Here is a 25,665-nt window from a genome sequence, read left to right on the forward strand (position 1 = left end):
AGCCATGGACTGGCGTCACCGCGCCGTTTGCCGCGAGGAAGATCCCGAGCTCTTCTTCCCCATCGGCAACACCGGTCCTGCGCTGCTGCAGATCGAGGAAGCCAAGGCCGTCTGCCGCCGCTGCCCCGTCATGGAGCAGTGCCTGCAGTGGGCGCTGGAGAGTGGCCAGGACGCCGGTGTCTGGGGTGGCCTCAGCGAGGACGAGCGCCGCGCGATGAAGCGCCGCGCCGCTCGCAACCGGGCCCGCAACGCCAGCGCCTGACGCGCACTTACCGCTTCCCCCCGAGCCGCAGCGCGCAGCACCCACCAACACGCGCAGCACACAGCATCATGAAGGACCCCGACCTTCCAGGTCGGGGTCCTTTGCTGTCCCCTCGCGGAGGAAGGGCGAACTCTCAGCTCTCCAGGGGCAGTTCGAGGACGACGCGGGTGCCGCGCGGCTCGGCGGGGACCATGTCGAAGGTGCCGCCCAGTTCGCCGACCACGAGGGTGCGGACGATCTGGAGGCCGAGGTTGCCCGCTTCCTGGGCGTCGAAGCCGTCGGGCAGGCCCCGGCCGTCGTCCTGCACCGAGATGGTGATCCGCTCCCGCCCGCGGGTGGCGGTGACGTCCACCGTGCCCGACTCCCCCGGCCCGAAGCCGTGTTCGAGCGCGTTCTGGAGCAGTTCGGTCAGGACCATGGACAGCGGAGTGGCGATCTCGGCGGTCAGGATGCCGAACCGGCCGGTGCGGCGCGGGGTGACCCGGCCGGGTGAGATCTCCGCGACCATCGACAGCACGCGGTCGGCGATCTCGTCGAACTCGACCCGCTCGTCCAGGGTCTGGGAGAGCGTCTCGTGCACGATGGCGATCGACCCGACCCGGCGGACCGCCTCCTCCAGCGCCTCACGGGCGTTGTCGGAGTCCATCCGGCGGGCCTGGAGGCGCAGCAGCGCGGCGACCGTCTGGAGGTTGTTCTTCACCCGGTGGTGGATCTCCCGGATGGTGGCGTCCTTGGTCATCAACTCGCGCTCGCGGCGGCGCAGTTCCGTCACGTCCCGCAGCAGCACCAGCGAACCGGTGTGGACGCCCTTGGGCTTGAGCGGGATCGCGCGCAGCTGGATGACGCCGTCGCCGCCCTCGACCTCGAATTCGCGCGGCGCCCAGCCGCTGGCCAGCTTCACCAGCGCCTCGTCCACCGGGCCGCGGGCCGGGGCCAGTTCCGCGGTGGCCTTGCCCAGGTGGTGGCCGACCAGGTCGGCCGCCAGGCCCAGCCGGTGGTACGCCGACAGGGCGTTGGGGCTGGCGTACTGCACGAGCCCGTCCGCGTCCAGCCTGATCAGGCCGTCACCGGCGCGCGGTGAGGCGTCCATGTCGACCTGCTCGGCCGGGAACGGGAAGGCGCCCTGGGCGATCATCTGGGCCAGGTCGCTGGCGCTCTGCAAGTAGGTGAGTTCGAGGCGGCTGGGGGTGCGTACGGTCAGCAGGTTGGTGTTGCGCGCGATCACCCCGAGGACCCGGCCGTCGCGGCGCACCGGGATCGACTCGACCCGTACCGGCACCTCCTCGCGCCACTCCGGGTCGCCCTCGCGGACGATACGGCCCTCGTCGAGCGCCATGTCCAGCAGCGGACGCCGCCCGCGCGGCACCAGGTGGCCGACCATGTCGTCCTGGTACGAGGTCGGCCCGGTGTTCGGCCGCATCTGCGCGACGGACACATACCGGGTGCCGTCGCGGGTGGGGACCCACAGCACGAGGTCGGCGAAGGACAGGTCGGAGAGCAGCTGCCACTCCGAGACGAGCAGATGAAGCCATTCGAGGTCGGAGTCGTCGAGGGCCGTGTGCTCGCGTACGAGGTCGTTCATGGAGGGCACGCCTGTGAGCGTACCGGCCGGGGAGGGGGGTGCGGGACGAGCCGTTTTCGGAGATGATTTCGCTGGAGGGTGCATCGACCCGCCGGGGGCCTGGCGAGGAAGCGTCGCCGGGAACCGTAGACAAGGCCGAATGGTCTAGTCCACAATGAAGCGTGACACCACGCGTGGCGCGTACCGCGCGTCGAACGTGACACCTCGTGTGTCGCGTACACGCGTGGCATCAGACCTCCGTCCTCCCCGCACAGGAGGACGGACCGAGGCAAGGCGTTCTCTGCCCTGACTACGCCCTGACCTCAAGGTCGGCCCATCGCGCCGGGGGGAACCGCACACCCCGCCGGCCAGGCGCCGACGGCTGCTCCGGGCTGCGGTGCCGGCGGGGTTGAGGGTCCCCGCTGCGCACCGCGGCCCGTGGGTTTTTTCGGGGGGCTCTTTTGTGGGCGGGCTCTTTTGTGGGGGCGCCGTGGGGTGGGAGCCGTCTTTTGTGGGGGCGCCGTAATTCCCTTTTTATTGCCGCCTTCTCGCCTCCGGGCGCTTAAGCCCGGTGTCGACAGTCGATCGTGCTCGTTCGCTCGTTCCTCGCTCTCTGTGCGCGTTCTCCCTTTCAACACCGGCGCGCCCTTCGGCTCGCTGGCTACCGGCGCACCCACCTCGCGCACACGTGGCCCAGGGGCTCAGCGCCACGCGCAGCCGCACCCGAGCGGTGGCGGGCAGAGGTGCCCCGGCGCAGCGCCGACGGGGCCCTGCTCTGCTAGATTGGTCTATACCACACAAGTCCCCTCCAGAACGGCAGGCCCAGCGTGGAAGTTGTCATCGTCCCGGACGCCGCGGCAGGCGGCGAGCTGATCGCGGAGGCCATGGCCGCGCTGCTGCGCCGCAAGCCGGACGCTCTGCTCGGCGTGGCCACCGGATCCACCCCGCTGCCCATCTACGAGGCGCTGGCGGCGAAGGTCCGCTCGGGCGCCGTCGACGCGGCCCGTGCCCGCGTCTGCCAGCTCGACGAGTACGTCGGCCTGCCCACCGGCCACCCGGAGTCGTACCGCTCGGTCGTGCTGCGGGAGGTCGTGGAGCCGCTGGGGCTGTCGGAGAAGTCCTTCATGGGGCCCGACGGGGCCGCCGACGACGTGCAGGCCGCCTGCGAGGCGTACGACGCGGCGCTGGCCGCGGCCGGCGGCGTCGACCTCCAGCTCCTGGGGATCGGCACCGACGGGCACATCGGCTTCAACGAGCCCTGTTCGTCGCTCGCCTCCAGGACCCGGATCAAGACGCTCACCGAGCAGACCAGGGTCGACAACGCCCGCTTCTTCGACGGCGACATCGAGCAGGTGCCGCACCACGTGATCACGCAGGGCATCGGCACCATCCTGGAGGCCCGGCACCTGGTGCTGCTCGCCACCGGCGAGGGCAAGGCGGAGGCCGTCGCGCAGACCGTCGAGGGGCCCGTCGCCGCCGTCGTTCCCGCCTCGGCGCTCCAGCTCCACCCGCACGCCACCGTGGTCGTGGACGAGGCCGCCGCCTCCAAGCTGAAGCTGGCCCCGTACTTCCGCGCCACCTTCGCGGCCAAGCCCGCCTGGCAGGGCGTCTAGGGCCTGCCCGGCGGAACGCGAAAGAGCGCCGGACGGACTGATCGCAGTCCGTCCGGCGCTCTGTCGTGTCAGACGGAGCCCGCGTCAGACGGAGCCCACGATGGCCTCGGCGGCGGCCGTGCCGCAGACGCGCGCCGCGCCGTGGGTGGCGATGTGGAGAGCGCCGGTGGCGGGCGCCTGGGGCACGCCCATCTCCACGACGACCGTGCTTGGGCGGCGGGAGACGACCGCCGCGAGCGCCTCGGACATCCAGCGGTGCCGGTGGGCGTCGCGGACGACGACGACGATCGTACGGTCGCCGGCCTCGTCGAGGAGTCCGGCGGCGAACGCCTCGGCGCCCAGCTCCTCCACCTCGCGGCCGGGGTAGGTGCCCGTGACCGTGCCCGGCAGGAGCCTGGCGAGGTCGGCGGCGATGCCCCAGGGGGTCACGTCGCCGACCGCGATGTTGGCGACCGGCGTGAGGGCGGCGACGTAGGGCGCCTCGGTGAGCGGGGTGAACTCGGCGCGGCGGGTGATCCGCAGGGCGCGGCGGGCCGCCTCCAGGCCGATGTCGGACTCCCCTGCCGGGGCGGCGGACGCGGTCCCCTCCGCTGCGGCCGCCCGCTCGGCGGCCCACACCTGGAGGTCGCGCACCCGGGCGGCGGCGTCGGCCAGCCGCTCGGCGGGGAGGTCGCCCTCGCGCACCGCGCGCACGATGGCGTCGCGGAGGCCGAGCACGGTCTGCTCGTCGGACAGGCCGCCGCCGACGCAGATCGCGTCGGCCCCGGCGGCCAGCGCCATGACGGTGCCGCGTTCGATGCCGTACGCGGCGGAGATGGCCTGCATCTCGATGCCGTCGGTGACGATGAGGCCGTCGTAGCCGAGGCCGCCCTGCTCGCGCGGGGCGCGCAGCAGGCCGGTGAGGACGGCGGAGCTGAGCGTGCCCGGCAGGTCGGGGTCGAGGGCCGGGACGAGGATGTGAGCGCTCATCACGGCCTTGGTGCCGGCGGCGACGGCCGCCTTGAACGGCACGAGTTCGCGGTCGCGCAGGGTGTCGAGGTCGACGTCGATGCGCGGCATCGCGTGGTGCGAGTCGACGCCGGTGTCGCCGTGGCCGGGGAAGTGCTTGACGCTGGTCGCGACCCCCGCCGACTGCATTCCCTCCACGTAGGCGGCGGTGTTGCGCGCGACCAGTTCGGGCTCGGCGCCGAAGGAGCGGACGCCGATGACCGGGTTGCCGGGGTCGGAGTTGACGTCGGCGGACGGCGCCCAGTTGAGGTTGACGCCGCACGCGGCGAGCCTGCGGCCGAGTTCGGCGGCGACGGCCCGGGTGAGCTTGACGTCGTCGACGGCGCCGAGCGCGAGGTTGCCGGGGAAGGAGGAGCCGCCGCGCGCTTCGAGGCGGGTGACGTCGCCGCCCTCCTCGTCGGCGGCCACGAGCACGTCGGGCCGTACCGCGCGCAACTGGGCGGTGAGCCGGGCGACTTGCTCGGGCGACTCGATGTTGCGGGAGAACAGCGCGACCGCGCCGAGCCCTTCGGCGAGCAGCCGCAGCACCCAGTCGGGGGCCTCGGTGCCGCGGAAGCCGGGCTGGAGGACGGTGAGGGCGTCGCGGGCCAGGACGTCCGCGGGCGTGTCGACGGTAATGACGGTCATCCCTTCACCGCGCCTGCGGTCAGGCCGGAGGCCACCTTGCGCTGGACGAACAGGAAGAAGATCACGACGGGCAGGGCGATCAGGATCGAGCCCGCCATGAGGGCCCCGTAGTCCGTACCGCGCTGTCCGGTGAACTTCAGCAGCCAGATGCTCAACGTGTACTTGTCATTGTCCTGGAGAAGTACGTAGGCGAACAGGTACTCGTTCCAGGCGGTCATCAGCGCGTAGATCGACGCGGCGACCAGGCCGGGCGCGAGCAGCGGGAGGACGACGCGGCGGAACGCCTCCATCTGGCTGCACCCGTCGACCATCGCCGACTCCTCGAGTTCCTTGGGGATGTTGACGATGAAGCCGCGCAGCATCCATACGGCGAAGGGCAGGGTGCTCGCCGCGTAGACGACGATGACGCCCCAGTACTGGTTGAGGCCGCCCATCTTGTTGAGCTGGATGTAGATCGGGATCAGCATCGAGGTGGCCGGGATGAGCTGGATCACCAGCAGCGCGATGACCAGGCCGCGGCGGCCCCAGAACTTGAACCGGCCGATGGCGTACGCCGCGAGCAGGCCGATGCCGATGGCGATCACGACGCTGCACGCCGAGATGATCACGCTGCTCTTGACGTTGTCCCAGAAGTTGGGCATGTCCATCGCGCGCTTGAACTGGTTGAACGTGACGGAGCTGGGATAGAGCTTCTGGTGGTAGCTGAGGATCTCCTGGCTCGGGCGGAGCGCGGTGATGACCATCCAGTACACCGGGAAGCCCATGATCACGGTGACGATCAGGCCGAGCACGTTCCAGCCGTTGCGCTTCTTCTTCGGAGTGCGGTAGACGACTCCGGCCGTGGGGCCCTGGGTCGCGGGGCCGCTCTTGACAGCGGTGCTCACTCGACCTCTCCGATCTTCAGAAGCTGGCGCAGGTAGTAAACGGCGACACCCGACAGCAGCAGGACGGAGACCACGGAGATGGCCGCGCCCCGGCTGAAGGAGTTGGAGATGAACGCCTGGGTGTACGCGTACAGGCCGAGCGTCTGGTAGTCCTGCTCGGGCTGGCCGCCGCGCATCAGCAGGATCTGGCCGAGCACGCCGAAGTCCCAGATCACCGACAGGGTGCTGGTCATCACGAAGACCGGCTTGATGATCGGGAAGGTGACGTAGCGGAAGATGCCGAAGCCCTTGGCGCCGTCGATCCGCGCGGCCTCCTCCAGTTCCTTGGGGACCTGGGTGAGCGCCGCGTGCAGGCTGATGGCGATGAAGGGGATGGCGCCCCAGACGACCAGGACGGCGATGATCGCCATGCCGGTGGTCGGGTTGAGGAACCAGTTGTGCCGGGTGTAGTCGACGCCGGGCAGCCGGGTGAGGAGCTGGTTCACCAGGCCGTAGTCGGAGTCGAACATGAACTTGAAGACCGAGGTGGCGACCAGCAGCGGCATCGCCCACACGGCGATCATCACGCTGCTCATGGTGACCCGGACCCAGTTGGAGACCCGCTGCATCAGCAGCGCGATCAGCAGGCCGAGCGACATGGTGGCGACGACGCAGACGACGACGAAGACCACGGTGCGCAGCACCACGGCCCAGAACTCGCTGTCGCCGAGGATCGAGCTGTACTGGTCGAAGCCGACCCAGGGCGCCGCGACGCCGTTCCAGAGGTTGTTGCGGCGCTCGTCCTGGAAGGACAGCACGATGGTGTCGACGAGCGGGTAGCCCAGCACGCCGATCATGATCAGCAGCGCCGGAGCGATCAGCAGATACGGCAGCGATCTGCTCTGCCGGTTGCGCCCGGCGGCGCGGCCCGCTGTCGTGGCGACCGGACCGGTCGAGCGCGGCGGCGGGATCTGCGGGCGGCCCCCCGTCACCGGCTCGGTGGCATGCGTGTCGGCGGCACTCATCCGCTCTGACCTTTCTTCGGTGTCCATGCCGGGATACCGGGGCGGGCGGCCCGCGACCGCGGACCGCCCTCCCCTGGTGACGACCGCCGTGTCAGGAGGCGGTGTTGATCAGCGAGTTGATCTTGTCGTCGGCGGCCTTGGTGGCGTCGGCGACGGACTTGCCCTTGAGGATGTCGAGCAGCATCGACTTGAGGATGCCCTGCTTCTCGATCGCGGCCCAGCCCGGTGCGATCGGCGTGAACCAGGCGTCCGGCACGGCGTTGGCCGCGGCGGCGGTGGCCGGGTCGGCCTTCATCGGCTCGAGCTGCTTGGTGTTGTTCGGCAGCGTCGCCTTGGTGACCAGCGCGGCTTCGTTCTTCTCGTCGGTGAAGTCCGCGATCCACTCCTTGGCGAGGTCCTTCACCTTGGACTTGTTGACCACGGCGAGGTCGGAGCCGCCGATGAAGGAGGGCAGCGCCTTGCCGTTCGGGCCGGGCATCGTGGCCGTCTTGATGACGTCCTTGAGCTTGGCGTTGCCGTTCGGCGGCGTGATGACCGAGCCGGACTCCCAGCCGTTGCCGTAGATGACGCCGGCCTTCTCGTGGGCCATGACGTTGGCGTGGTCCGCCTCGTCCTTGGTCTGGTCGCCGTGGTTGTACTTCTTCACCAGGTCGATGAAGTGCTGGATGCCCTGCTGCGCCTGCGGGCTCTCCAGGTCGGCGGTCCACTTGCTGCCGTCGGTCTTGGCGATCTGGCCGCCGTACGCCTTCACGTACGACATGGCCGCGTACCAGTACTGGCCGGGGAGGTAGAGCGGCGAGTACGTCTTGTCGCCGCCCTTCTTCGCCTCGATCTTGTCCAGGGCGGCGGTCAGCTCGTCCTCGGTGGCGGGGAAGGCGTCGGAGCCCGTACCGGCCTTGAAGTCGGCGGTGTTGTAGATCGCGACGCGGGCACCGGCGTAGTAGGGCGCGCAGTAGAGCTTGCCCTGGTAGGTGCAGGTGTCCTCGAGGCCCTTGATCCAGGTGTCCGAGTTCTGGAAGGTCTTCTTGTCCAGCTCGGCGAGAGCGCCGTTGAGGATGTACGTCTGGGTCTCGGTGTTGCCCAGCTCGACCACGTCGGGGGCGCTGGAACCGGAGAGCGCGGCGTCCAGCTTCTGGACCTTGTCGCTCCACTGCTGGTACTGGATCTTGACGTTGACCTTCGGGTACTTCGCCTTGAACTGGGCGGTGGTGTTCTGTACCAGCTCGGGCCAGGCGGTCTGCGCCTCGGCCATCAGCCAGACGGTCACCGTGCCGGTCTGGTCGGCCGGCTTCTCAGCGGCCTTGTCGTCCTTCTTGTCCGACCCACAGGCCGCAATACCAGCAATCATGGTCGCGACGCCGATCGCCGCGATGAGCTTGCGCTTCACGCCACCCTCCTCAGGATGCCCGAAACTCCCCCCACCACCCGAAATGTCGGCTACCGCGAGACACGTGTGCAGCCGCGTCCTGCTCGTGGGTCTGGGATTTGGTCGTTAATGGTTTAGACCAGTACCCGGAGCTTGGCCTAGACCTTTGGGGGTGTCAAGGGTGTATAAGAACCCATGTCGGCTCTGTTATCGGACCGACACCTGAGCGGGAAGCGACCACTACCGCCTCCCCGCTCCAGGTCAGGCCGTGCCACGATGTGAGCCGCATATAACGGAGGAGCCGGTGACGGCAGCACGACAGCAGTCGGGAGTAGACGTCATGGACAGCGACGCGGGCAGTGGCGCGGAGAGTACGGCGGGGACCGCGAGCACCGCGGGCCGTACCGCACGCGTGCCCAAGTACTACCGGCTCAAGCGGCATCTTCTGGACATCACCCAGACCATGCCCCCCGGCACGCCCGTACCGCCGGAGCGCACGCTGGCCACCGAGTTCGACACCTCGCGCACCACGGTCCGCCAGGCGCTCCAGGAACTCGTGGTCGAGGGCCGGCTCGAACGCATCCAGGGCAAAGGCACCTTCGTCGCCAAGCCGAAGGTCTCCCAGGCGCTCCAACTGACCTCGTACACCGAGGACATGCGCGCCCAGGGTCTCGAACCCACGTCCCAGCTCCTGGACATCGGCTACATCACCGCCGACGACCGGCTCGCCGGGCTGCTCGACATGAAGGCCGGCGGCCGGGTGTTGCGGATCGAGCGGCTGCGGCTGGCCAACAGCGAGCCGATGGCGATCGAGACGACGCACCTGTCGGCCAAGCGCTTCCCCGCGCTGCGCCGCAGCCTCGCCAAGTACACGTCCCTTTACACGGCGTTGGCCGAGGTCTACGACGTGCGGCTGGCCGAGGCGGAGGAGACCATCGAGACCTCGCTGGCCACCCCGCGCGAGGCCGGGCTGCTCGGCACCGACGTCGGCCTGCCGATGCTGATGCTCTCCCGGCACTCGATCGACACCGTCGGCGAACCGGTCGAGTGGGTGCGCTCGGTCTACCGCGGCGACCGCTACAAGTTCGTGGCACGACTGAGCCGCCCCACCGACTGAGACCGCCGGTTTGACTTCTCACGAGTGAGATCGCCGCACACATGGTGACGTGCGCTACTCCCCTCCCCTAGATTCCCGCGAGTCACACTCGTAGCTCTAGGGGACGGGAGCCGCACGTATGCCCGACGACCTATCACTTGAGGAACACCCCGCACCGCCGCGGCGGCCGGTGGTCACCGCGTCGCGCGTGATCGCCGGGATATGCCTGGTCGCGCCCTTCGTGGCGCTGCTCTGGGTCGGCTCGTACTCGCGGCTCACCCCGAGGTTCATCGGCATCCCGTTCTTCTACTGGTACCAGATGGCGTGGGTGCCGGCGGCGGCGCTGCTGACGTACACCGCGTACGTCCTGGTGCGCCGCGAGGAGCGGGCGCGCAAGGGGGGTGCGGGCAAGTGACGAACGACGTGAACGGCGTGGCGCTCGGCGTCTGCGTCTTCTTCTTCCTCCTGGTCACGGTGATGGGCTTCCTCGCCGCCCGCTGGCGACGCGCGGAGAACGCCCTGCACCTGGACGAATGGGGCCTGGGCGGCCGGAGTTTCGGCACCTGGGTGACCTGGTTCCTGCTCGGCGGCGACCTCTACACCGCGTACACCTTCGTCGCCGTGCCCGCCGCGATCTACTCCGCGGGCGCCGCCGGGTTCTTCGCGGTCCCGTACACGATCATCACCTACCCGCTGGTGTTCCTCTTCCTGCCGCGGCTGTGGTCGGTCTCGCACAAGCACGGGTACGTGACCTCGTCGGACTTCATCCGCGGCCGGTTCGGGTCGAAGAGCCTGTCGGTCGCGATGGCGCTCACCGGGATCGTCGCGACCATGCCGTACATCGCGCTCCAACTCGTCGGCATCCAGGCCGTGCTGGACGTGATGGGCGTGGGCGGCGGCGACTCCACCAACTGGTTCGTCAAGGACCTGCCGCTGCTGATCGCCTTCGGTGTGCTGGCCGCGTACACGTACTCCTCGGGGCTGCGCGCGCCCGCGCTGATCGCCTTCGTCAAGGACGCGCTGATCTACATCGTCATCGTGGTCGCGATCATCTACATCCCGTACAAACTGGGCGGGTTCGGCGACATCTTCGACAAGGCGGACGCGGCCTACAAGGTGACCAATCCCGCCACCGGCAAGCCGCGCGGCTCACTGGTGTCGGCGCCGCAGGCCCAATGGGCGTACGCCACGCTCGCGATGGGCTCGGCGATGGCGCTCTTCCTGTACCCGCACTCGGTGACGGCCGTGCTCTCCGGAAAGAGCCGCAACACCATCCGCCGCAACACCACGATCCTGCCGCTGTATTCGCTGATGCTCGGCCTGCTGGCGATGCTCGGCTTCATGGCGCTGGCGGCGGGCGTCGGAAAGGGCGTCAAGGGGTACAACGCCCAACTGGCCATCCCCCAGCTCTTCGAGGACATGTTCCCCTCCTGGTTCGCCGGGGTGGCCTTCGCCGCCATCGCCATCGGCGCGCTGGTCCCGGCGGCGATCATGTCGATCGCGGCGGCCAACCTGTTCACCCGCAACATCTACAAGGACCTGTTCAAACCGGACGCCACCCCCGCGCAGGAGACCAAGGTCTCCAAGGCCGCGTCCCTGGTGGTCAAGGTCGGCGCGCTCGTCTTCGTGCTGTCGATGGACAAGACGGTCGCGATCAACTTCCAGCTCCTGGGCGGCATCTGGATCCTCCAGACCGTCCCGGCCATCGTCGGCGGCCTGTTCACCCGCTGGTTCCACCGCTGGGCGCTGCTGGCCGGCTGGGCGGCGGGCATGGCGTACGGCACGTGGAAGGCGTACGAGCAGACCAGCGCCAGCCAGTCGCACTTCGGCGGCAACTCCGCGAAGATCCCCGGCATCGGCGAGCTCGGCTACATCGGCCTCACCGCCTTCGTCCTGAACGCGGCGGTCGCGGTCGTCCTCACCCTGGTCCTGCGCGCCCTCAAGGCCCCCGACGGCGTGGACGAGACGGCGAAGGGCGACTACGTGGTGGAGGCGGAGGAGGCGGCGAAGGAGGCGGTTCCCGCACCGGCGTAGAGCGCGAGGGGGCGGGTCCCGGGGGCGCGAGGCCGCGTTGTGGTGTGCGGCCCGCGCCTTGGGGACCCGCGCCTTGGGGACCCGCGCCTCAGCGCGAGGCGAAAGTGCGCCGGTACCCCTGTGGCGTGGTCCCCGTCCAGCGGGCGAAGTGATGCCGCATGGTCGCCGCGTTCCCGAACCCCGCGCGGAGCGCGACGGCGTCCATGGTGTGGTCGGTGGCCTCCAGCAACTCCCGTGCCAGCAGAACCCGTTGACCCAGCAGCCAGCGGTACGGGGTGGTGCCGGTCTCCTGCTGGAAGCGGCGGGCGAAGGTGCGCGGCGACATGTGGGCGCGGGCGGCCAGCTCCTCGACGGTCACCTCGCGGTCCAGGTGCCGTTCCATCCAGGACAGCACCCCGGCCACGGTGTCGCTCTGCCCGCGCGGCAGCGGCCGGTCCACGTACTGCGCCTGGCCGCCCTCGCGGTGCGGCGGCACCACCATGCGGCGGGCGATGCCGTTGGCGACGGCGCTGCCCTGCTCCTTGCGCACCAGGTGCAGGCAGGCGTCGATGCCGGAGGCCGTACCGGCCGAGGTGATCACCCCCGCGTCGTCCACGTACAGCACGTCGGACTCGACCTTGATCTGCGGGTACCGGCTCGCGAGGCGTTCCGCGTGCCGCCAGTGCGTGGCGCAGCGCCGGTCGTCGAGCATGCCGGAGGCGGCCAGCACGAAGACGCCCGAGCACACGCTGAGCACCGTCGCGCCGCGCTCCACGGCCCGGTTGAGCGCCGTGAGCACCTGCGGCGGGAAGTCCCGGTCGATGTACGAGTCCCCGGCCGGTACGGCGATCAGGTCCGCCTCGTCCAGCCGGTCCATGTCGCAGGAGGCCGACAGCTCGAACCCGGCGTGCGTGCGCAGCGTCGGGCCCTCGCCGGAGATCACCGCGAAGTCGTACACGGGCAGCCCGTCCTCGCTGCGGTCGAGGCCGAACACCTCGCAGATCACCCCGAGTTCGAAGGGGTGGACACCGTCGAGCAGTACCGCGGCCACGTTCTTCAGCATGCTCCCGAGGATGCCACTTGGCAGGATGTCGCGGTAGTACGGCGGTCCTGCCACTGTTCGCGGGTAAGCGGCGCGAGCACGATTGACCCATGACCGTTCTCCTGGACATCGCAGCCCTCTCCGCCCTCCTCCTCATCCTCTCCTTCGTCCCCGTCCTGGGCCTGCGCGCCGAGGCCAGGATCACCCGCCAGATCCGCGCGGCCGACGCCGCCCGCGAGGCCGAGGCGACACGCCGGGCGCACGCGAGACGCGCCGCGCGCGCGGACCGCGAACCAGGCCGCGAACCAGGCCGCGAACCAGGCCGCGAACCAGGCCGCGAACCAGGCCGCGAACCGGCCCTCACAGCGGTCGCGGCCCCGCGGATCTGAGGGCGCCGGAGGGAATAAAATCCCCTCCGGCGCTTGCGCGCCGACCTCGGCGACCCGCCCTCACGACACAACATCTGGGCTTCCACGCGAACCGCGGCACTACATGTATGCTCAACTTCGCTGTCGAGCAGGGGAAGCCGGTGCGAATCCGGCGCTGCCCCGCAACGGTGAGCGGGCGTACGCCCGCACAGCCCGAGGACCTGCCGCCAGCGCGCCCGTAGCGCCCACAAGCGACGGGCGCAGTTGTGTCCGGGCCTCGCGGATTGGGCCGGCGGACGCGTCGCGGCACGCCCATGCCTGAGCAGGGGTGCGCCTCCGCACGCGTACCCGCTCCTCCCCGCCTGGCCGTCGCCGCGTTCGAGGGAGAGAGCACCACCGTGACCATCGCGCCCGCAGACCCCGCTTCAGCCGAACTCCGCACCGTCGCCCCCCGGATTCCCTCGGCTCCCCCCTCCGGACCTCTCCCCGGACCTCCCGCCGGTCCCGACGAGGGCCCGGGCGCGGACCTGCTGCGTACGCTGGTGCGGCTCACCGCCGACCTGACCGACACCGACCCCGGCCGGGTCGCCGCCGCCGCGCTGCGCGGCCGTAACGCCGCCTCCGACGCGGCCGAGATGCACAGCCTGGCCACCGAGGCGGCGGCCGGCCTGATCTCCGAGGACCCGGCGTACTCGCGGCTGGCCGCCCGGCTGCTGACCTCGACCATCGCCGAAGAGGCCGCGGGCCAGGGCGCGGTGTCGTTCTCCGCGTCCGTCTCGGTCGGGCACCGCGAGGGCCTGATCGCCGACCGCACGGCCGCCTTCGTGGCCCTGCACAAGCCCCGGCTCGACGCGCTGGTGGACGAGGCGCTGGCCGCCGGTGCGGACGACCGCTTCGGCTACTTCGGCCTGCGCACCCTGCACAGCCGCTACCTGCTGCGGCACCCCATCACCCGTCAGGTGATCGAGACCCCGCAGCACTTCATGCTCCGCGTGGCCTGCGGTCTCGCCGAGGACGACTCGGTGCGCGCCGCCGAGGAAGTCGCCTCGCTCTACCGGCTGATGAGCGCGCTGGACTACCTGCCCAGCTCCCCCACCCTGTTCAACTCCGGCACCCGGCACCCGCAGATGTCCTCCTGCTACCTGCTGGACTCGCCGCTGGACGAGCTGGACTCGATCTACGACCGCTACCACCAGGTGGCGCGGCTGTCGAAGCACGCGGGCGGGATCGGCCTGTCCTACTCCCGGATCCGCTCGCGCGGTTCGCTGATCCGCGGCACCAACGGCCACTCCAACGGCATCGTGCCGTTCCTGAAGACGCTGGACGCGTCGGTGGCCGCGGTCAACCAGGGCGGCCGTCGCAAGGGCGCCGCGGCGGTCTACCTGGAGACCTGGCACTCCGACATCGAGGAGTTCCTCGAACTGCGCGACAACACCGGTGAGGACGCGCGCCGCACCCACAATCTGAACCTGGCGCACTGGATCCCGGACGAGTTCATGCGCCGCGTGGAGACCGACGCCGACTGGTCGCTGTTCTCGCCGTCCGACGTGCCGGAGCTGGTCGACCTGTGGGGCGACGACTTCGACGCCGCGTACCGCAGGGCCGAGGCCAAGGGCCTGGCGCAGCGCACGATCCCGGCGCGCGAGCTGTACGGCCGGATGATGCGGACCCTCGCGCAGACCGGCAACGGCTGGATCACCTTCAAGGACGCCTCGAACCGTACGGCCAACCAGACGGCGGAGCCCGGCCGTACCGTGCACTCCTCGAATCTGTGCACCGAGATCCTTGAGGTCACCGACGACGGCGAGACCGCGGTGTGCAACCTGGGTTCGGTGAACCTGGGCGCCTTCGCCACCCTGGGGGGCGGCGCGGGCGACGAGATGGACTGGGAGCGGCTCGACGAGACCGTCAGGACCGCGGTGACCTTCCTCGACCGGGTCGTGGACATCAACTTCTACCCGACCGAGCAGGCGGGCCGCTCCAACGCCAAGTGGCGCCCGGTGGGCCTGGGCGTGATGGGTCTTCAGGACGTCTTCTTCAAGCTGCGGCTGCCCTTCGACTCGGCCGCGGCGCGCGAGCTGTCCACCCGGATCGCCGAGCGGATCATGCTCGCCGCGTACGAGGCGTCCTGCGACCTCGCCGAGCGGCAGGGCCCGCTGCCCGCCTGGGACAAGACCCGTACCGCCCGCGGTGTGCTGCACCCCGACCACTACGCGACCGAGCTGAACTGGCCGGAGCGCTGGACGGCGCTGCGCGCCCGGATCGCGGCCACCGGCATGCGCAATTCGCTGCTGCTGGCCATCGCGCCGACCGCGACCATCGCGTCCATCGCCGGTGTCTACGAGTGCATCGAGCCGCAGGTCTCCAACCTCTTCAAGCGCGAGACGCTGTCGGGTGAGTTCCTCCAGGTCAACTCGTACCTGGTCGCCGACCTCAAGCGGCTCGGCGTGTGGGACGCGCAGTCCCGCGAGGCGCTGCGCGAGGCCAACGGCTCGGTGAACGGCTTCAGTTGGATTCCGGCCGAGATCCGTGAGCTGTACCGCACGGCGTGGGAGATCCCGCAGCGCGGCCTGATCGACATGGCGGCGGCGCGTACGCCGTTCCTCGACCAGAGCCAGTCGCTGAACCTGTTCCTGGAGACGCCCACCATCGGCAAGCTCAGCTCGATGTACGCGTACGCCTGGAAGCAGGGCCTGAAGACGACGTACTACCTGCGGTCCCGGCCCGCGACCCGGATCGCCCGCGCGGCCCGCGCCCAGCAGCAGACGGCCGCCACCCCCGTCCCCGTACCGGTGATCGCCGACGCCGACGCGATCGCCTGCTCCCTTGAGAACCCCGAGTCCTGCGAGGCCTGCCAGTAATGACGTCCACCGACAAGAATCTGCTCGACCCGGGCTTCGAGCTGACCCTGCGTCCGATGCGCTACCCGGATTTCTACGAGCGCTACCGCGACGCGATCAAGAACACCTGGACCGTGGAGGAGGTCGACCTCCACTCCGACGTGTCCGACCTCGCCAAGCTCAGCCCCGCCGAGCAGCACATGATCGGCCGCCTGGTCGCGTTCTTCGCGACCGGTGACTCGATCGTCTCCAACAACCTGGTGCTCACGCTCTACAAGCACATCAACTCCCCCGAGGCGCGGCTGTACCTGTCCCGCCAGCTCTTCGAGGAGGCCGTGCACGTCCAGTTCTATCTGACGCTGCTCGACACCTACCTGCCCGATCCCGAGGACCGCGCGGCGGCCTTCGACGCGGTCGAGGAGATCCCCTCGATCCGCGAGAAGGCGCAGTTCTGCTTCCGCTGGATGGACTCGGTCGAGAAGATCGACCGCCTGGAGTCCAAGGCCGACCGCCGCCGCTTCCTGCTCAACCTGATCTGCTTCGCCGCGTGCATCGAGGGCCTGTTCTTCTACGGCGCCTTCGCGTACGTCTACTGGTTCCGCTCGCGCGGCCTGCTGCACGGGCTCGCGACCGGCACCAACTGGGTGTTCCGCGACGAGACCATGCACATGAGCTTCGCCTTCGACGTGGTCGACACCGTCCGCAAGGAGGAGCCGGACCTCTTCGACGAGCAGTTGCGGCAGCAGGTCACCGACATGCTGCGCGAAGCCGTCGAGGCCGAGCTCCAGTTCGGCCGCGACCTGTGCGGCGACGGCCTGCCCGGCATGAACACCGAGTCCATGCGCGCCTACCTGGAGTGCGTCGCCGACCAGCGCCTCGCCCGCCTCGGCTTCCCCCCGGTCTACGGCTCGGAGAACCCCTTCTCCTTCATGGAGTTGCAGGGCGTCCAGGAGCTGACGAACTTCTTCGAGCGCCGCCCGTCCGCCTACCAGGTCGCGGTCGAGGGCAGCTTCGCCCTGGACGAGGACTTCTAGACCCCGGGGCCGGAACGGTCAACGGCGAAAGGGGCGGCGGAAGGCGATGAGCCTTCCGCCGCCCCTTTCCCGTCGGGCGGGCGCGCGGGGCGGGTCAGTCGTTGGGGACCGTTTCGAACTTCGGGGTGGCCTCGGCCATTTGCTTCATGACGTCTTTGCGGTCGCGCTTGGAGAGACGGTCGATGTAGAGGCGGCCGTAGAGGTGGTCGGTCTCGTGCTGGAGGCAGCGGGCGAAGTAGCCGCTGCCGTGGACGACGATCGGCTCGCCCTTGGCGTTCTGGCCGCGCACCACCGCGTAGTCGGGGCGGGCCAGTTCCATGTAGGCGCCGGGGACGGACAGGCAGCCCTCGTTGGAGTCGTCCAGGCGGCGCCGGTCGGCGGGCAGTTCGTCCAGTACGGGGTTGCAGACGACGCCGACGTGCCGGTTGTCGTCGTCGTCCGGGCAGTCGTAGACGAAGACCTTGAGGTCGACGCCGATCTGGTTGGCGGCCAGGCCCACGCCCTCGGCGGCGCGCTGGCTGGCGAACATGTCGGCGATCAGCGCGTCCAGGTCGTCGTCGAAGGACGTGACGTCCTTGCACTCCCGGTGCAGCACCGGGTTGCCGACCACGGTGATCGGGCGGACGGTGCCGCGCTCGCGGTACGCCAGTTCGCGCGCCTGCGCGTCGGTCACGTCGTCGAGGAAGCCTTCGGTGGCCGCGTCGTGGCTGTGCGCGTGGTCGTGGTCATGCCCGTGGTGGTGCTGGTGACCGTGGCCGTGCTCGGTGTGCTGCTGGGACATCTGCGCCGTACGCCTTCCGCGAACCCGTAAACGAACCCCCCTAGGGTACGGGCCCGCGCACGACGGTGTTCCCCACACCTCGTGGTTCGTCGCACCTCGCCGTTCGGGGCACGCGGTTCAGGGCGTGCGGTTCAGCAGACCTCTTCGAGGTCCCGCCAGTCCCGGGTGTCCGGGCTGTCGGCGACCCAGCCGTCGAGCAGGCCGCGGACCAGGGACGCGGGGGCGGCGATCCCGCACTCGCGCTCCGGCGACCAGCGCACACCCGCGCTGTGGTGGCTGAGGTGGCCGGGGTGACCGGGCTCACCGTGGTCGTGCGGGTCGCGCGTGGCCATCGAGCCGTCGTCGGTGGGCATCCGGCTCTCCGAACAGGTGCGGCACAGCAGCCGGACGGACGACGACCAGTCCTCGGCCGCGTATCCGGCCTCCGCCGCCAGCCGCTCCAGCGCGTCGCGGTCGGCGGCCGTGTCCGCCTCGAGGAGCACCAGCCAGGTCGGCACCGGGGACGGCGCCCACAGCTCGATCTCGTCGAAGACGGGGTAGACCGCGCCGCCCGCGGTGTCGGCGGTGGCGCGCTCGCCGTGCGGGACGCCGTCGTGCAGCACGACCTCGCCCCAGCGGCGCCCGGACGACGGCAGCGGGATGGAGAGCACCTCGACCCGCGCCGGGTCGAGCCTGCGGCCCCACACGACCTCGGCCTCGCCCTCGGGCGACAGCCGTACGGCGGCGCTGCCCAGCGGCAGCCGTACCGACTCCTCGCCGTTGTGACTCGCGGTGCCCGCGGGCATCCGCAGGCCGTACGCCTGCCAGGCGCGGCGGGCCAGCGGCCAGTCCTGCACGGCGGTGGCGGCGATGCCCAGGTTCCACCAGTCGGGGGAGCCGACCGGGCGGTCGAGCAGCGCCACCGCGCGCAGCCCGGCGATCCGGGCCTGCGCCCAGTCGTGCCGGAACTTGTGCAGCAGCGCGAGGTTGTACCAGGACTCCGACAGCCACGGCTCCAGATCGGCGGCTCGGGTCAGCAGCGCTCCGGCGTCCTCGTAACGGCCGTCGCCGATCAGCGAGAACGCCCGGTCAGTGGCCTGCCGCCACGTGGGCGACGGCCGGTGCCGCACTCTTCCGAAGATGTTCAACGTCGTTACCCGCCTGCCCGCTCAGCCGATCACTGCCAGGACGTCGCCTTCCCGCACCACTACGATCGCGTCCCCCCGTACGACTCCAACCTTGCACATTTTGGCCGTTGTCTCAGCCCGGCCGTCGCCCCCGTCCCCCGGGGCCGGCGACCCGGTCCGTGCGGTCCGCGGCTCCCCGGTGAGCGCGCTTCCTCACTCGACACCCTTGCCACTCCCGTGGGCATCCAACCATGCCCAGGTGGGGCGCCGTGCGAGCACCCTGGTGAGTGCCGCCACCACCTGCGGATCGTACTCACGTGCGGTCGCCAACCGCAGCCGCTCGACCGCCGCGAGCCGGTGGTCGAGGGCCGCGCCCGGCTCCCCCGTCAGGTCCTCGTAGGCGTTGACGGCCCGGACGATCCGGCCCGCCAACGGCTGTTCCCGGTACGGGTGCGCCTGCCGCTCCACGATCAGCGCCACCTCGGCCGGGGCGCCGGTCTGCCGCACCACCTCGCCGCCGAGCGCGGCGATGGCGCGCTGCCGCTCGCCGTCCAGCGGCTCCGTCGCCCCGCGCGGCACCGGGTCGACCAGCGAGAGCTGGCCGATGTCGTGCATCAGCGCCGCGTACTCCAGCAGCATCAGGTGGCGGGCGGGCAGGCCCAGCTCCCTGCCGACCGCCGTCGCCAGCTCGCTCACCCGCCGCGCGTGCCCCTCCGGTGTGTACCCGGCCACCTCGGTGGCCCGCGCCAGCGACCCGATCGTCTGCCGGTACGTGGCCCGCACCGCCGCCTGGCCCCGCAGCGACATCTGCGCCAGCAGCAGCGGCGCCGCGGCCATCGGCAGCGCCCACAGCCCGGCCGTCGCGACCGCCAGCGCCATCACCACACCGCCCGCGCACACCGCGCTGGCCATCCCCGCCAGCGCCCGCACCTCGTCGCGCAGCGCCGGGGCGTACGGGTGGCCGGTCCTGGCCGCGCCCAGGGCCGCCGCCAGCGCCGCGTCGCACAGCGCCGTCAGGCCGAGGACCGCCAGGAGTGCGGCGGCGTACGCGGGGCCTTCGCCTCCCGCGAAGGGTTGGGCGCACACCCCGGCGAAGGTCGCTGCCGCGACCCGCCGCACCTCACCGTCCCCCTTGGCCCCCGACCCCCCATGCCGCCCCGAACCCGGGCGCCCCTCCCCAAAAGGTCCCGCCCCCGCAGCAGGGTCCGCCTGCCCAGGAGGGTCCGCCTGCCCAGGAGGGTCCGCCCCGAAGGGGCGCGGGGAACTGCGCGGCCCGCCCCCACCGGCCGGTGGTCCGGAGACCACCGAACTGCCCCGCCGGGGCGGGTGGTGACCTGCGGGAGCGTCGTGGCTGAGCGCGCAGTTCCCCGCGCCCCTACGGGGCAGCCACCTGCGCAAGGGACCCGCGTTCGCCGCGGCCCTGGGGGGCACCCACCTGCGCAAAGGGCCCTCACCCGCCGCGGCCCTGGGGGGCAGCCACCTGCGCAAGGGGCCCGCGGCCGCCGCGGCCCTGGGGGGCGCCCACCTGGGTGAGGGGGGCGGGGCGGGGGCGGCTGCGTGGCGGGGGCGGCTCAGGGTCAGCGGGACGGCGGCCGCGAGGGCGGAGACGGCCACGGTTTGGGCGAGGCCGTGGCGGCCCGGCGCCAGGAGGGCGTAGGCGAGAGCCGTCGCCGTGGCGAGAGGCGCGGTGTCGCGGTCGACGCCGAAGGGAAGAGGGGCGAGGGGGGCGGGAAGGCGGAAGGTGACGCCCACGGCGATGACGGCGGCGAAGGCGAGGGCGGTGCCGGGCGCGGAGAGGCCGGTGAGGGCGGTACGGGCGACGGCCGCGGCCGTCAGGGTGAGGGCGGCGCCGTACACGCCCAGGACGAGCCGGGCCCTCATCGCGGCACCGGCGCGGAGACGGCGGCCGGAAGAAGCAGCGGGCCCCGCCCGGCGGTGGTGGCGCCGACCGGCCCCGAGGCGGCCACCGGCCAGGAGCGGTGCGCCAGCGCACGCGTCAGGGCGGCGACCATCGCCGGGTCGAAGTGCGTACCGGCGCAGGCGTGGAGTTCGTCGAGCGCGGCGCGAACCGGCCGGGCGCGCCGGTAGGAGCGGGTGGACGTCATGGCGTCGAAGGCGTCCGCGACGGCGACCACGCGGGCGAATTCCGGGATCTGGTCGCCCGCGAGCCCGTGCGGGTAGCCGCTGCCGTCGAGGCGTTCGTGGTGGTGCAGGATCGCGTCCCGCGCCTCGCCGAGGAAGGCGATGCCGCGGACCATCTCGTGCCCGTACTCCGGGTGCAGCTCGACCACCCGCCGCTCGGCCGGGGTCAGCGGCCCGTTCTTGCGCAACAGGCGGGTGGGGACGCCGAGTTTGCCGATGTCGTGCAGGATTCCGGCGAACCGCAGGGCGTCGACGCGGGGTTCGGGCATGCCCAGCTCGCGGGCGATGAACACCGAGGCGCGGCCCACGCGTTCACTGTGCCCGCGCGTGTAGTGGTCCTTGATCTCGACGGCCTGGACGAGCGCGCGCACGGTCGCCCGGTGGGCGTCGCGTTCCCGGCGGGCGCGGGCGAATCCCCAGCAGGCCGCGTACATCGGCAGCGGTACGAGAACCGCGGCGAAGGCGCCGTAGCGGGCCTGCCACAGGACGGCGGTCATGAGGGCGACGAGGCCGTAGGTCAGGTGCGGGGCGAGGGCGCCGAGCAACGGGGCGCCCCAAGCCGCGCGCGGTGTGCGGCCCTCGGCGGTGACCAGGACGGCGCCGGTGAGCGCGGTGGCGGTGACGCAGAGGACGAGCGCGGCGGCGGTCGCGGGCAGCAGCGCGTACGGCAGGTCGGCGGCGGCCAGCGCGCGGGGGCCGTCGAGCAGCCGGGCGGCGAGCGCGGCGGCCCAGACGGCGACGGCCAGGTGGGCGGCGCGCCACAGCCGCCGTACGCGGCGCGGCTCCTGTTCCACGCGGCCCGCGAGCGAGCCGGGGACGGCCACCAGCGCGGCGGCGGCCGGGGGCAGCAGCAGGGCGGCGGCCAGCAGGACGGGCAGGAACGGGCCGACGGCGGCGGGCGGGTGGCGGCCCGCGGCGCGGTCGGGGAGCACGCCGGGCTCGCACAGCGCGTACAGGGCGGCGAGTACGGCGACGGTCCCCCACGCGGTGGCGGGTCGCAGGGCGGGCGCGGCGCACAGCGTCCCGGCGGCGCACACGGCGGCCACGGTGACCCGTGCGGGTGTCGGCATGGCGGACACGAGAGGCGGCCTCCTCCGTACGCGAACGTGCGCGAACGCGCGGCGGGCGCGGCCCGATTCGCTCCCGGCCCGTTGAGAGTCAGGAGGATAGGGCCGCGCCCGTCGTGGAAGAGGCGTTTGCCGGGGTTGGGCCGTCCGTGGGACCCGACGCTCACCCGCACGGGTGACGTGAGGCGTATGCGCCCTCGTCCGAACGCCCGAACCCCGTCCACAAGCGCAACGGGGTACGAGCCGGGACGAAGGGGTACCGGGGAGTGTCCCGGCGGTGGCCGACGGCGGCGGGGAAGCCCTGGCGCGCCCGGCGGTGGAGACAGGAGCTAGCGGGCCTCGGCCTCGGTCGGGGTGGCGAGGATGTCGGGCGCCTGGTCCGGGACCGGGGCGACCTCACCGGAGCGGATCAGCTCGATCCGCATCATGACCTTCGAACGGAGGTCGGTCGGCACGTCGTCGGAGCCGCAGCACCGCTTGACGAGCTTCTTGACGGCCTGTTCGAGGCCGTACTTCTCCAGGCACGGGTGGCACTCGTCGAAGTGCTCCTTGAACTTGGCGCAGCTCTCATCGGGCATCTCGTTGTCGAGGTACTCGTAGAGGTGGCCGAGCACCTCCGAGCAGTCCGTCTCATGTGCGTCGCCGCAACTCATGAATCCGCGCCCTTCTCATCCGCCGCGCCCGCGGGTACAAGACCGCGGTCCCGCGCATAGTCCTCCAGCAGCTCACGCAACTGGCGACGCCCGCGGTGCAGCCGGGACATCACTGTGCCGATGGGTGTTCCCATGATGTCCGCGATCTCCTTGTAGGCAAAGCCCTCGACGTCCGCGAGGTAGACCGCGATGCGGAACTCCTCGGGGATCGTCTGCAACGCCGCCTTCACGTCGGAGTCGGGCAGGTGGTCGAGCGCCTGGGACTCCGCGGAGCGCAGGCCGGTCGACATATGGGATTCGGCTCGTGCGAGCTGCCAGTCCTCGATCTCCTCCGAGCCGCTGCGCAGCGGTTCGCGCTGCTTCTTGCGGTAGGAGTTGATGAAGCTGTTGGTGAGAATGCGGTAGAGCCACGCCTTGAGGTTGGTGCCCTCACGGAACTGGTGGAAGGAGGCGTACGCCTTCGCGTACGTCTCCTGGACGAGGTCTTCCGCGTCGGCCGGATTGCGGGTCATCCGCAGCGCGGCCGAGTACATCTGGTCGAGGAAGCCAAGGGCGTCCCGCTCGAAGCGCTCGGTGCGCTCCGCGCTGCTCTCCTGTGCTGCCTCACCGGACGCACTCGCGTTTTCCGCCGTGCTGTCGTCGGTGCCGGTGACCGCACCCACCTCCTCAGAAACGTCAGCGCGCCCAAAAGCGGCCACGCCTGTTCCGGAGGATATCCCGCTGGAGATCGACGTGCCGGATGCGCCCTTGCCGTCGTCCTTGACCGGCCATTCGGCCCAGTTCAGGTAGGGCGCGGCTGCGTCCGGTCGCGCGGTGGCCTGTGCGGCCTCTGCGCGGGACCGGCAAGCGGCTGAAACCATGCGGCTGCCTCTCTCACAGATCTCACGGATTGCTTCGTCAATGCGGGATCGAATCGTTCTGCCGATTCGCACAACACCGGTATCGCGCGGCTCATTCCCGGTGGCACAGGGGGCGCGCGGGCGGATCGCGCGGAAGTCGCACGGCGGTCGTCCGGAGTTCGCGCCGGGGTCGTACGGCAAACGTGCTTGCCGGTATGGCAAAATCGGCGCATGGCGGAGAAAGCACCCAAGGGCACGGACGACGGCGTCGAGCGCACTCTGGCCGAGGTCGGGCCGCGGTTGCGGGCGGCGCGGCTGGAGCGCGGGGTGACGCTGGCCGCGCTGGCGGAGGCGACCGGGATCTCGGTGAGCACCTTGTCGCGGCTGGAGTCGGGGCAGCGGCGCGCCACGCTCGAACTGCTGCTGCCGCTGGCCCGCGCGCACCAGATGCCGCTGGACGAACTGGTGGGCGCGCCCGAGGTCGGCGACCCGCGGGTGCGCACGGTGCCGCGCAAGATGGACCACATGACGGTGCTGCCGCTGACCCGGCACCCGGGCGCGCTCCAGGCGTACAAGATGATCATCGAGCCGAACAAGCCCTGTGAGCAGCGCACCCACGAGGGCTACGAGTGGATCTACGTGCTCTCCGGGCGGCTGCGGCTGCTGCTCGCCGACAAGGATCTGGAGCTGCGGGCGGGCGAGGCAGCCGAGTTCGACACCCGGCTGCCGCACTGGTTCGGGCCCGCGGGGCACGAGACCGTCGAGGTGCTCAGCCTTTTCGGCCGCCAGGGCGAGCGGATGCATGTCCGAGCCCGGCCAGCCAGTCGCTGACGGCCCCGGTCAGCACGGCCAGCGCCGCGTCCTGCGTCAGCTCCGCGCGCTTGGGTACGGCGAACGAGTGATCGCCGTACGGCACCTCGACCGGTTCGTACCCGGCGGGGAACTCCGCGGGCCGCCCGAAGGTGTCGTTGCCGCCCTGCACGATCAGCAGCGGCCCGGCCGCGGCGCCCAGGTCCAGCTCGGCCGCGCGGGACTTCTCCGGCTTCCCCGGCGGGTGCAGCGGGAAGGACAGCGCGAGGACGGCCGCGGCGCCCAGCTCCTTCGCCGTACGGCAGGCCACCCGGGCGCCGGCGCTGCGTCCGCCCGCGACCACCGGCAGCCCCGGCTCCGCCAGCGCGGGCCACACCGCCGTCCACCCGGTGTCCAGCGTCTTGGGCGCGGGCGCCAGCTTCTTGCCCGCCACCCGCCAGGGCTGCTCGACCAGTGCCACGGTCACGCCGTGCGCGGGCAGCGCCGCCGCGAGCGCGGCCAGGTCGCGGGCCTCAATGCCGCCGCCCGCGCCGTGGCCGAGCGCGAGGACCGCGCGGGCGGCGCGGGCGCGGTGCCAGGTGACGCGGGCCTCGCCCGCGGGGGTGCCGACCGTTTCCACCGACCGCTCGGGGGACGGGGACGCTGTGTGTGCTGCGCGTGCTGTCATCAGAACAGCGTCTCCTCCTCGGGCGCCTCCAGCTCCGTCAGCAGCTCCGGTCCGTTGTTCTTCACACTGCTCACACCGGTGCCGACCGGATAGGCGCGCATCAGGCCGCCGGGCGGCGGGGCGAGCAGGGCGCCGAGCGCGTCGGGGTCGGTGGTGGCCGGGTCGAGCCAGGCGTTCCAGCGGTCGGGGGTCATCATCAGCGGCATCCGGGGGTGGATGTCGGTGAGCGAGCGCGGGCCCTCGCCCGCGTATCCGGCCAGGGTGTCGGTCTCGGCCGCCGTGGTGATCACCGTGCAGGTGGCCCACCAGGCCATCGGGTGGTCGTCGGGCAGCGTCCGGTCGCGCCAGAACTCGTACAGCCCGGCCATCGCCATCACCGAGCCGTCGGCGGGCGTCACGAAATACGGCTGTTTGCGGGACCGCTTCTTCCTGCCCTGCTCCTCCAGCGCGCGCTCCTCGGGCGCCGTCACCCACTCGTAATAGCCGTCGGCGGGTATCAGGCAGCGCCGGGCGGTGAGCGCACGGCGGAAGGACGGCTTCTCGTGCACCGTCTCGGCCCGCGCGTTGATCAGCTTGGCCGCTCCTTCCGGCGACTTGGCCCACGACGGGACCAGGCCCCAGCGCAGCACGCGCAACTGTCTGACCGGTTCCGGGGAACCGGAGTCGCGCACGGGACGGTCAAGCACCGCGTAGACGTCCTTCGTCGGCGCGACGTTCCAATCGGGGGCGATGGTCTCGGTGGGGTCCCACTTACGGACTTCGAAGAGTCCTGCGAGATCCTCTGGTTTCCGGCTCGCCGCATATCGACCGCACATAGGTGCCAGACTGCCACGACCGTGGACCCGAACGGCCCACAGTCCGCCCTTTCGCAAGCCCCCGGCA

The 25,665-nt window shown here is 71.3% G+C and carries 22 protein-coding genes, 1 pseudogene and 1 riboswitch; of the genes and pseudogenes, 9 read left to right on the plus strand and 14 right to left on the minus strand.

Annotated features, from left to right (window positions below):
• Positions 1-4 precede the first annotated feature (4 nt).
• Positions 5-262 (plus strand): WhiB family transcriptional regulator, encoded by a 258-nt coding sequence (locus tag ABZX65_RS30785; RefSeq protein ID WP_031520293.1) that lies wholly within the window; start codon positions 5-7, stop codon positions 260-262.
• 133 nt (positions 263-395) lie between these two features.
• Here the strand turns inward: ABZX65_RS30785 and ABZX65_RS30790 are convergent, their stop codons facing one another.
• Positions 396-1,844, minus strand: a complete 1,449-nt coding sequence (locus tag ABZX65_RS30790; RefSeq protein WP_355347416.1) for a histidine kinase N-terminal domain-containing protein — start codon at positions 1,842-1,844, stop codon at positions 396-398.
• A gap of 806 nt (positions 1,845-2,650) precedes the next feature.
• On the opposite strand from ABZX65_RS30790, the gene nagB reads away from it, so the two are divergent.
• Positions 2,651-3,436, plus strand: a complete 786-nt coding sequence (nagB, locus tag ABZX65_RS30795) for a glucosamine-6-phosphate deaminase (protein ID WP_355347302.1) — start codon at positions 2,651-2,653, stop codon at positions 3,434-3,436.
• Between the two features lie 84 nt (positions 3,437-3,520).
• On the opposite strand, the gene ABZX65_RS30800 is transcribed toward nagB, so the two are convergent.
• From ABZX65_RS30800 to ABZX65_RS30815, 4 genes are all read right to left on the minus strand, one after another.
• Complete coding sequence (locus tag ABZX65_RS30800) at positions 3,521-5,071, minus strand: glycoside hydrolase family 3 protein (RefSeq protein ID WP_355347305.1); 1,551 nt, start codon at positions 5,069-5,071, stop codon at positions 3,521-3,523.
• Positions 5,068-5,862, minus strand: coding sequence for a carbohydrate ABC transporter permease (locus tag ABZX65_RS30805; RefSeq protein ID WP_355347419.1), 795 nt, complete (start codon positions 5,860-5,862; stop codon positions 5,068-5,070). Before ABZX65_RS30805 ends, ABZX65_RS30800 begins: the two co-directional genes overlap by 4 nt.
• Positions 5,863-5,951: 89 nt before the next feature.
• Complete coding sequence (locus ABZX65_RS30810) at positions 5,952-6,959, minus strand: sugar ABC transporter permease (protein ID WP_355347308.1); 1,008 nt, start codon at positions 6,957-6,959, stop codon at positions 5,952-5,954.
• A gap of 91 nt (positions 6,960-7,050) precedes the next feature.
• Positions 7,051-8,346 (minus strand): extracellular solute-binding protein, encoded by a 1,296-nt coding sequence (locus ABZX65_RS30815; RefSeq protein ID WP_355347311.1) that lies wholly within the window; start codon positions 8,344-8,346, stop codon positions 7,051-7,053.
• A 319-nt stretch (positions 8,347-8,665) separates the two neighbouring features.
• On the opposite strand from ABZX65_RS30815, the gene ABZX65_RS30820 reads away from it, so the two are divergent.
• From ABZX65_RS30820 to mctP, 3 genes are all read left to right on the plus strand, one after another.
• Entirely contained in the window at positions 8,666-9,442 is a 777-nt protein-coding gene (locus ABZX65_RS30820; RefSeq protein WP_355347422.1) for a GntR family transcriptional regulator, read from the plus strand.
• 118 nt (positions 9,443-9,560) lie between these two features.
• Complete coding sequence (locus tag ABZX65_RS30825; RefSeq protein WP_355347314.1) at positions 9,561-9,836, plus strand: DUF3311 domain-containing protein; 276 nt, start codon at positions 9,561-9,563, stop codon at positions 9,834-9,836.
• Positions 9,833-11,455, plus strand: a complete 1,623-nt coding sequence (mctP, locus tag ABZX65_RS30830; RefSeq protein ID WP_355347317.1) for a monocarboxylate uptake permease MctP — start codon at positions 9,833-9,835, stop codon at positions 11,453-11,455. Before ABZX65_RS30825 ends, mctP begins: the two co-directional genes overlap by 4 nt.
• Positions 11,456-11,543: 88 nt before the next feature.
• On the opposite strand, the gene ABZX65_RS30835 is transcribed toward mctP, so the two are convergent.
• Entirely contained in the window at positions 11,544-12,497 is a 954-nt protein-coding gene (locus tag ABZX65_RS30835) for a helix-turn-helix domain-containing protein (RefSeq protein WP_355347320.1), read from the minus strand.
• A gap of 89 nt (positions 12,498-12,586) precedes the next feature.
• On the opposite strand from ABZX65_RS30835, the gene ABZX65_RS30840 reads away from it, so the two are divergent.
• The 3 genes from ABZX65_RS30840 (at position 12,587) to ABZX65_RS30850 (ending at position 16,718) form a co-directional block, all read left to right on the plus strand.
• Positions 12,587-12,865, plus strand: coding sequence for a hypothetical protein (locus ABZX65_RS30840; RefSeq protein ID WP_355347323.1), 279 nt, complete (start codon positions 12,587-12,589; stop codon positions 12,863-12,865).
• A 77-nt stretch (positions 12,866-12,942) separates the two neighbouring features.
• A riboswitch (cobalamin riboswitch) is annotated at positions 12,943-13,088 on the plus strand.
• A gap of 211 nt (positions 13,089-13,299) precedes the next feature.
• Positions 13,300-15,705 carry a ribonucleoside-diphosphate reductase subunit alpha gene (locus tag ABZX65_RS30845; protein ID WP_355347425.1) on the plus strand — a complete coding sequence of 802 codons (2,406 nt, stop codon included), beginning with the start codon at positions 13,300-13,302 and terminating at the stop codon, positions 15,703-15,705.
• Complete coding sequence (locus ABZX65_RS30850; protein ID WP_355347326.1) at positions 15,705-16,718, plus strand: ribonucleotide-diphosphate reductase subunit beta; 1,014 nt, start codon at positions 15,705-15,707, stop codon at positions 16,716-16,718. The genes ABZX65_RS30845 and ABZX65_RS30850 overlap by 1 nt, the downstream gene beginning before the upstream one ends.
• A 94-nt stretch (positions 16,719-16,812) precedes the next feature.
• On the opposite strand, the gene def is transcribed toward ABZX65_RS30850, so the two are convergent.
• The 6 genes and pseudogenes from def to ABZX65_RS30880 all read right to left on the minus strand — a co-directional run bounded on the left by def (position 16,813) and on the right by ABZX65_RS30880 (position 23,327).
• Positions 16,813-17,499 (minus strand): peptide deformylase, encoded by a 687-nt coding sequence (gene def, locus ABZX65_RS30855; protein ID WP_355347329.1) that lies wholly within the window; start codon positions 17,497-17,499, stop codon positions 16,813-16,815.
• Between the two features lie 131 nt (positions 17,500-17,630).
• Positions 17,631-18,626 carry a hypothetical protein gene (locus tag ABZX65_RS30860; protein ID WP_188283420.1) on the minus strand — a complete coding sequence of 332 codons (996 nt, stop codon included), beginning with the start codon at positions 18,624-18,626 and terminating at the stop codon, positions 17,631-17,633.
• 192 nt (positions 18,627-18,818) lie between these two features.
• Positions 18,819-19,667, minus strand: a pseudogene (locus ABZX65_RS30865) (HD domain-containing protein); the annotation flags it as partial.
• 815 nt (positions 19,668-20,482) lie between these two features.
• Positions 20,483-21,817, minus strand: a complete 1,335-nt coding sequence (locus ABZX65_RS30870; protein ID WP_355347332.1) for an HD-GYP domain-containing protein — start codon at positions 21,815-21,817, stop codon at positions 20,483-20,485.
• A 326-nt stretch (positions 21,818-22,143) separates the two neighbouring features.
• Positions 22,144-22,467, minus strand: a complete 324-nt coding sequence (gene rsrA / locus ABZX65_RS30875) for a mycothiol system anti-sigma-R factor (RefSeq protein ID WP_355347335.1) — start codon at positions 22,465-22,467, stop codon at positions 22,144-22,146.
• Complete coding sequence (locus tag ABZX65_RS30880) at positions 22,464-23,327, minus strand: sigma-70 family RNA polymerase sigma factor (protein ID WP_355347338.1); 864 nt, start codon at positions 23,325-23,327, stop codon at positions 22,464-22,466. Before ABZX65_RS30880 ends, rsrA begins: the two co-directional genes overlap by 4 nt.
• A 210-nt stretch (positions 23,328-23,537) precedes the next feature.
• Between ABZX65_RS30880 and ABZX65_RS30885 the strand changes: the two genes are divergently transcribed.
• Complete coding sequence (locus ABZX65_RS30885) at positions 23,538-24,137, plus strand: XRE family transcriptional regulator (RefSeq protein WP_355347341.1); 600 nt, start codon at positions 23,538-23,540, stop codon at positions 24,135-24,137.
• Here the strand turns inward: ABZX65_RS30885 and ABZX65_RS30890 are convergent.
• Both ABZX65_RS30890 and ABZX65_RS30895 read right to left on the minus strand, forming a co-directional pair.
• The gene (locus ABZX65_RS30890; RefSeq protein WP_355347344.1) at positions 24,076-24,783 is read right to left on the minus strand and encodes an alpha/beta family hydrolase; all 708 of its coding nucleotides are present in this window, start codon (positions 24,781-24,783) and stop codon (positions 24,076-24,078) included. The genes ABZX65_RS30885 and ABZX65_RS30890 overlap by 62 nt on opposite strands.
• Positions 24,783-25,598, minus strand: a complete 816-nt coding sequence (locus ABZX65_RS30895; protein WP_355347347.1) for an SOS response-associated peptidase — start codon at positions 25,596-25,598, stop codon at positions 24,783-24,785. Before ABZX65_RS30895 ends, ABZX65_RS30890 begins: the two co-directional genes overlap by 1 nt.
• Between the last annotated feature and the right edge of the window lie 67 nt (positions 25,599-25,665).

This window comes from Streptomyces sp. NPDC003300, assembly GCF_040610915.1.
Lineage (GTDB): Bacteria > Actinomycetota > Actinomycetes > Streptomycetales > Streptomycetaceae > Actinacidiphila.

Excerpts from the sequence above, each read along its gene's own strand:
- ABZX65_RS30810 (WP_355347308.1), bottom strand. The coding sequence starts at position 6,959 with ATGAGTGCCGCCGACACGCATGCCACCGAGCCGGTGACGGGGGGCCGC.
- ABZX65_RS30790 (WP_355347416.1), bottom strand. The coding sequence starts at position 1,844 with ATGAACGACCTCGTACGCGAGCACACGGCCCTCGACGACTCCGACCTC.
- ABZX65_RS30850 (WP_355347326.1), top strand. The coding sequence starts at position 15,705 with ATGACGTCCACCGACAAGAATCTGCTCGACCCGGGCTTCGAGCTGACC.
- ABZX65_RS30870 (WP_355347332.1), bottom strand. The coding sequence starts at position 21,817 with ATGCCGACACCCGCACGGGTCACCGTGGCCGCCGTGTGCGCCGCCGGG.
- ABZX65_RS30785 (WP_031520293.1), top strand. The coding sequence starts at position 5 with ATGGACTGGCGTCACCGCGCCGTTTGCCGCGAGGAAGATCCCGAGCTC.
- ABZX65_RS30890 (WP_355347344.1), bottom strand. The coding sequence starts at position 24,783 with ATGACAGCACGCGCAGCACACACAGCGTCCCCGTCCCCCGAGCGGTCG.
- rsrA (WP_355347335.1), bottom strand. The coding sequence starts at position 22,467 with ATGAGTTGCGGCGACGCACATGAGACGGACTGCTCGGAGGTGCTCGGC.
- ABZX65_RS30885 (WP_355347341.1), top strand. The coding sequence starts at position 23,538 with ATGGCGGAGAAAGCACCCAAGGGCACGGACGACGGCGTCGAGCGCACT.
- ABZX65_RS30820 (WP_355347422.1), top strand. The coding sequence starts at position 8,666 with ATGGACAGCGACGCGGGCAGTGGCGCGGAGAGTACGGCGGGGACCGCG.
- ABZX65_RS30895 (WP_355347347.1), bottom strand. The coding sequence starts at position 25,598 with ATGTGCGGTCGATATGCGGCGAGCCGGAAACCAGAGGATCTCGCAGGA.
- ABZX65_RS30835 (WP_355347320.1), bottom strand. The coding sequence starts at position 12,497 with ATGCTGAAGAACGTGGCCGCGGTACTGCTCGACGGTGTCCACCCCTTC.
- ABZX65_RS30880 (WP_355347338.1), bottom strand. The coding sequence starts at position 23,327 with ATGGTTTCAGCCGCTTGCCGGTCCCGCGCAGAGGCCGCACAGGCCACC.
- def (WP_355347329.1), bottom strand. The coding sequence starts at position 17,499 with ATGTCCCAGCAGCACACCGAGCACGGCCACGGTCACCAGCACCACCAC.
- ABZX65_RS30825 (WP_355347314.1), top strand. The coding sequence starts at position 9,561 with ATGCCCGACGACCTATCACTTGAGGAACACCCCGCACCGCCGCGGCGG.
- ABZX65_RS30840 (WP_355347323.1), top strand. The coding sequence starts at position 12,587 with ATGACCGTTCTCCTGGACATCGCAGCCCTCTCCGCCCTCCTCCTCATC.
- ABZX65_RS30800 (WP_355347305.1), bottom strand. The coding sequence starts at position 5,071 with ATGACCGTCATTACCGTCGACACGCCCGCGGACGTCCTGGCCCGCGAC.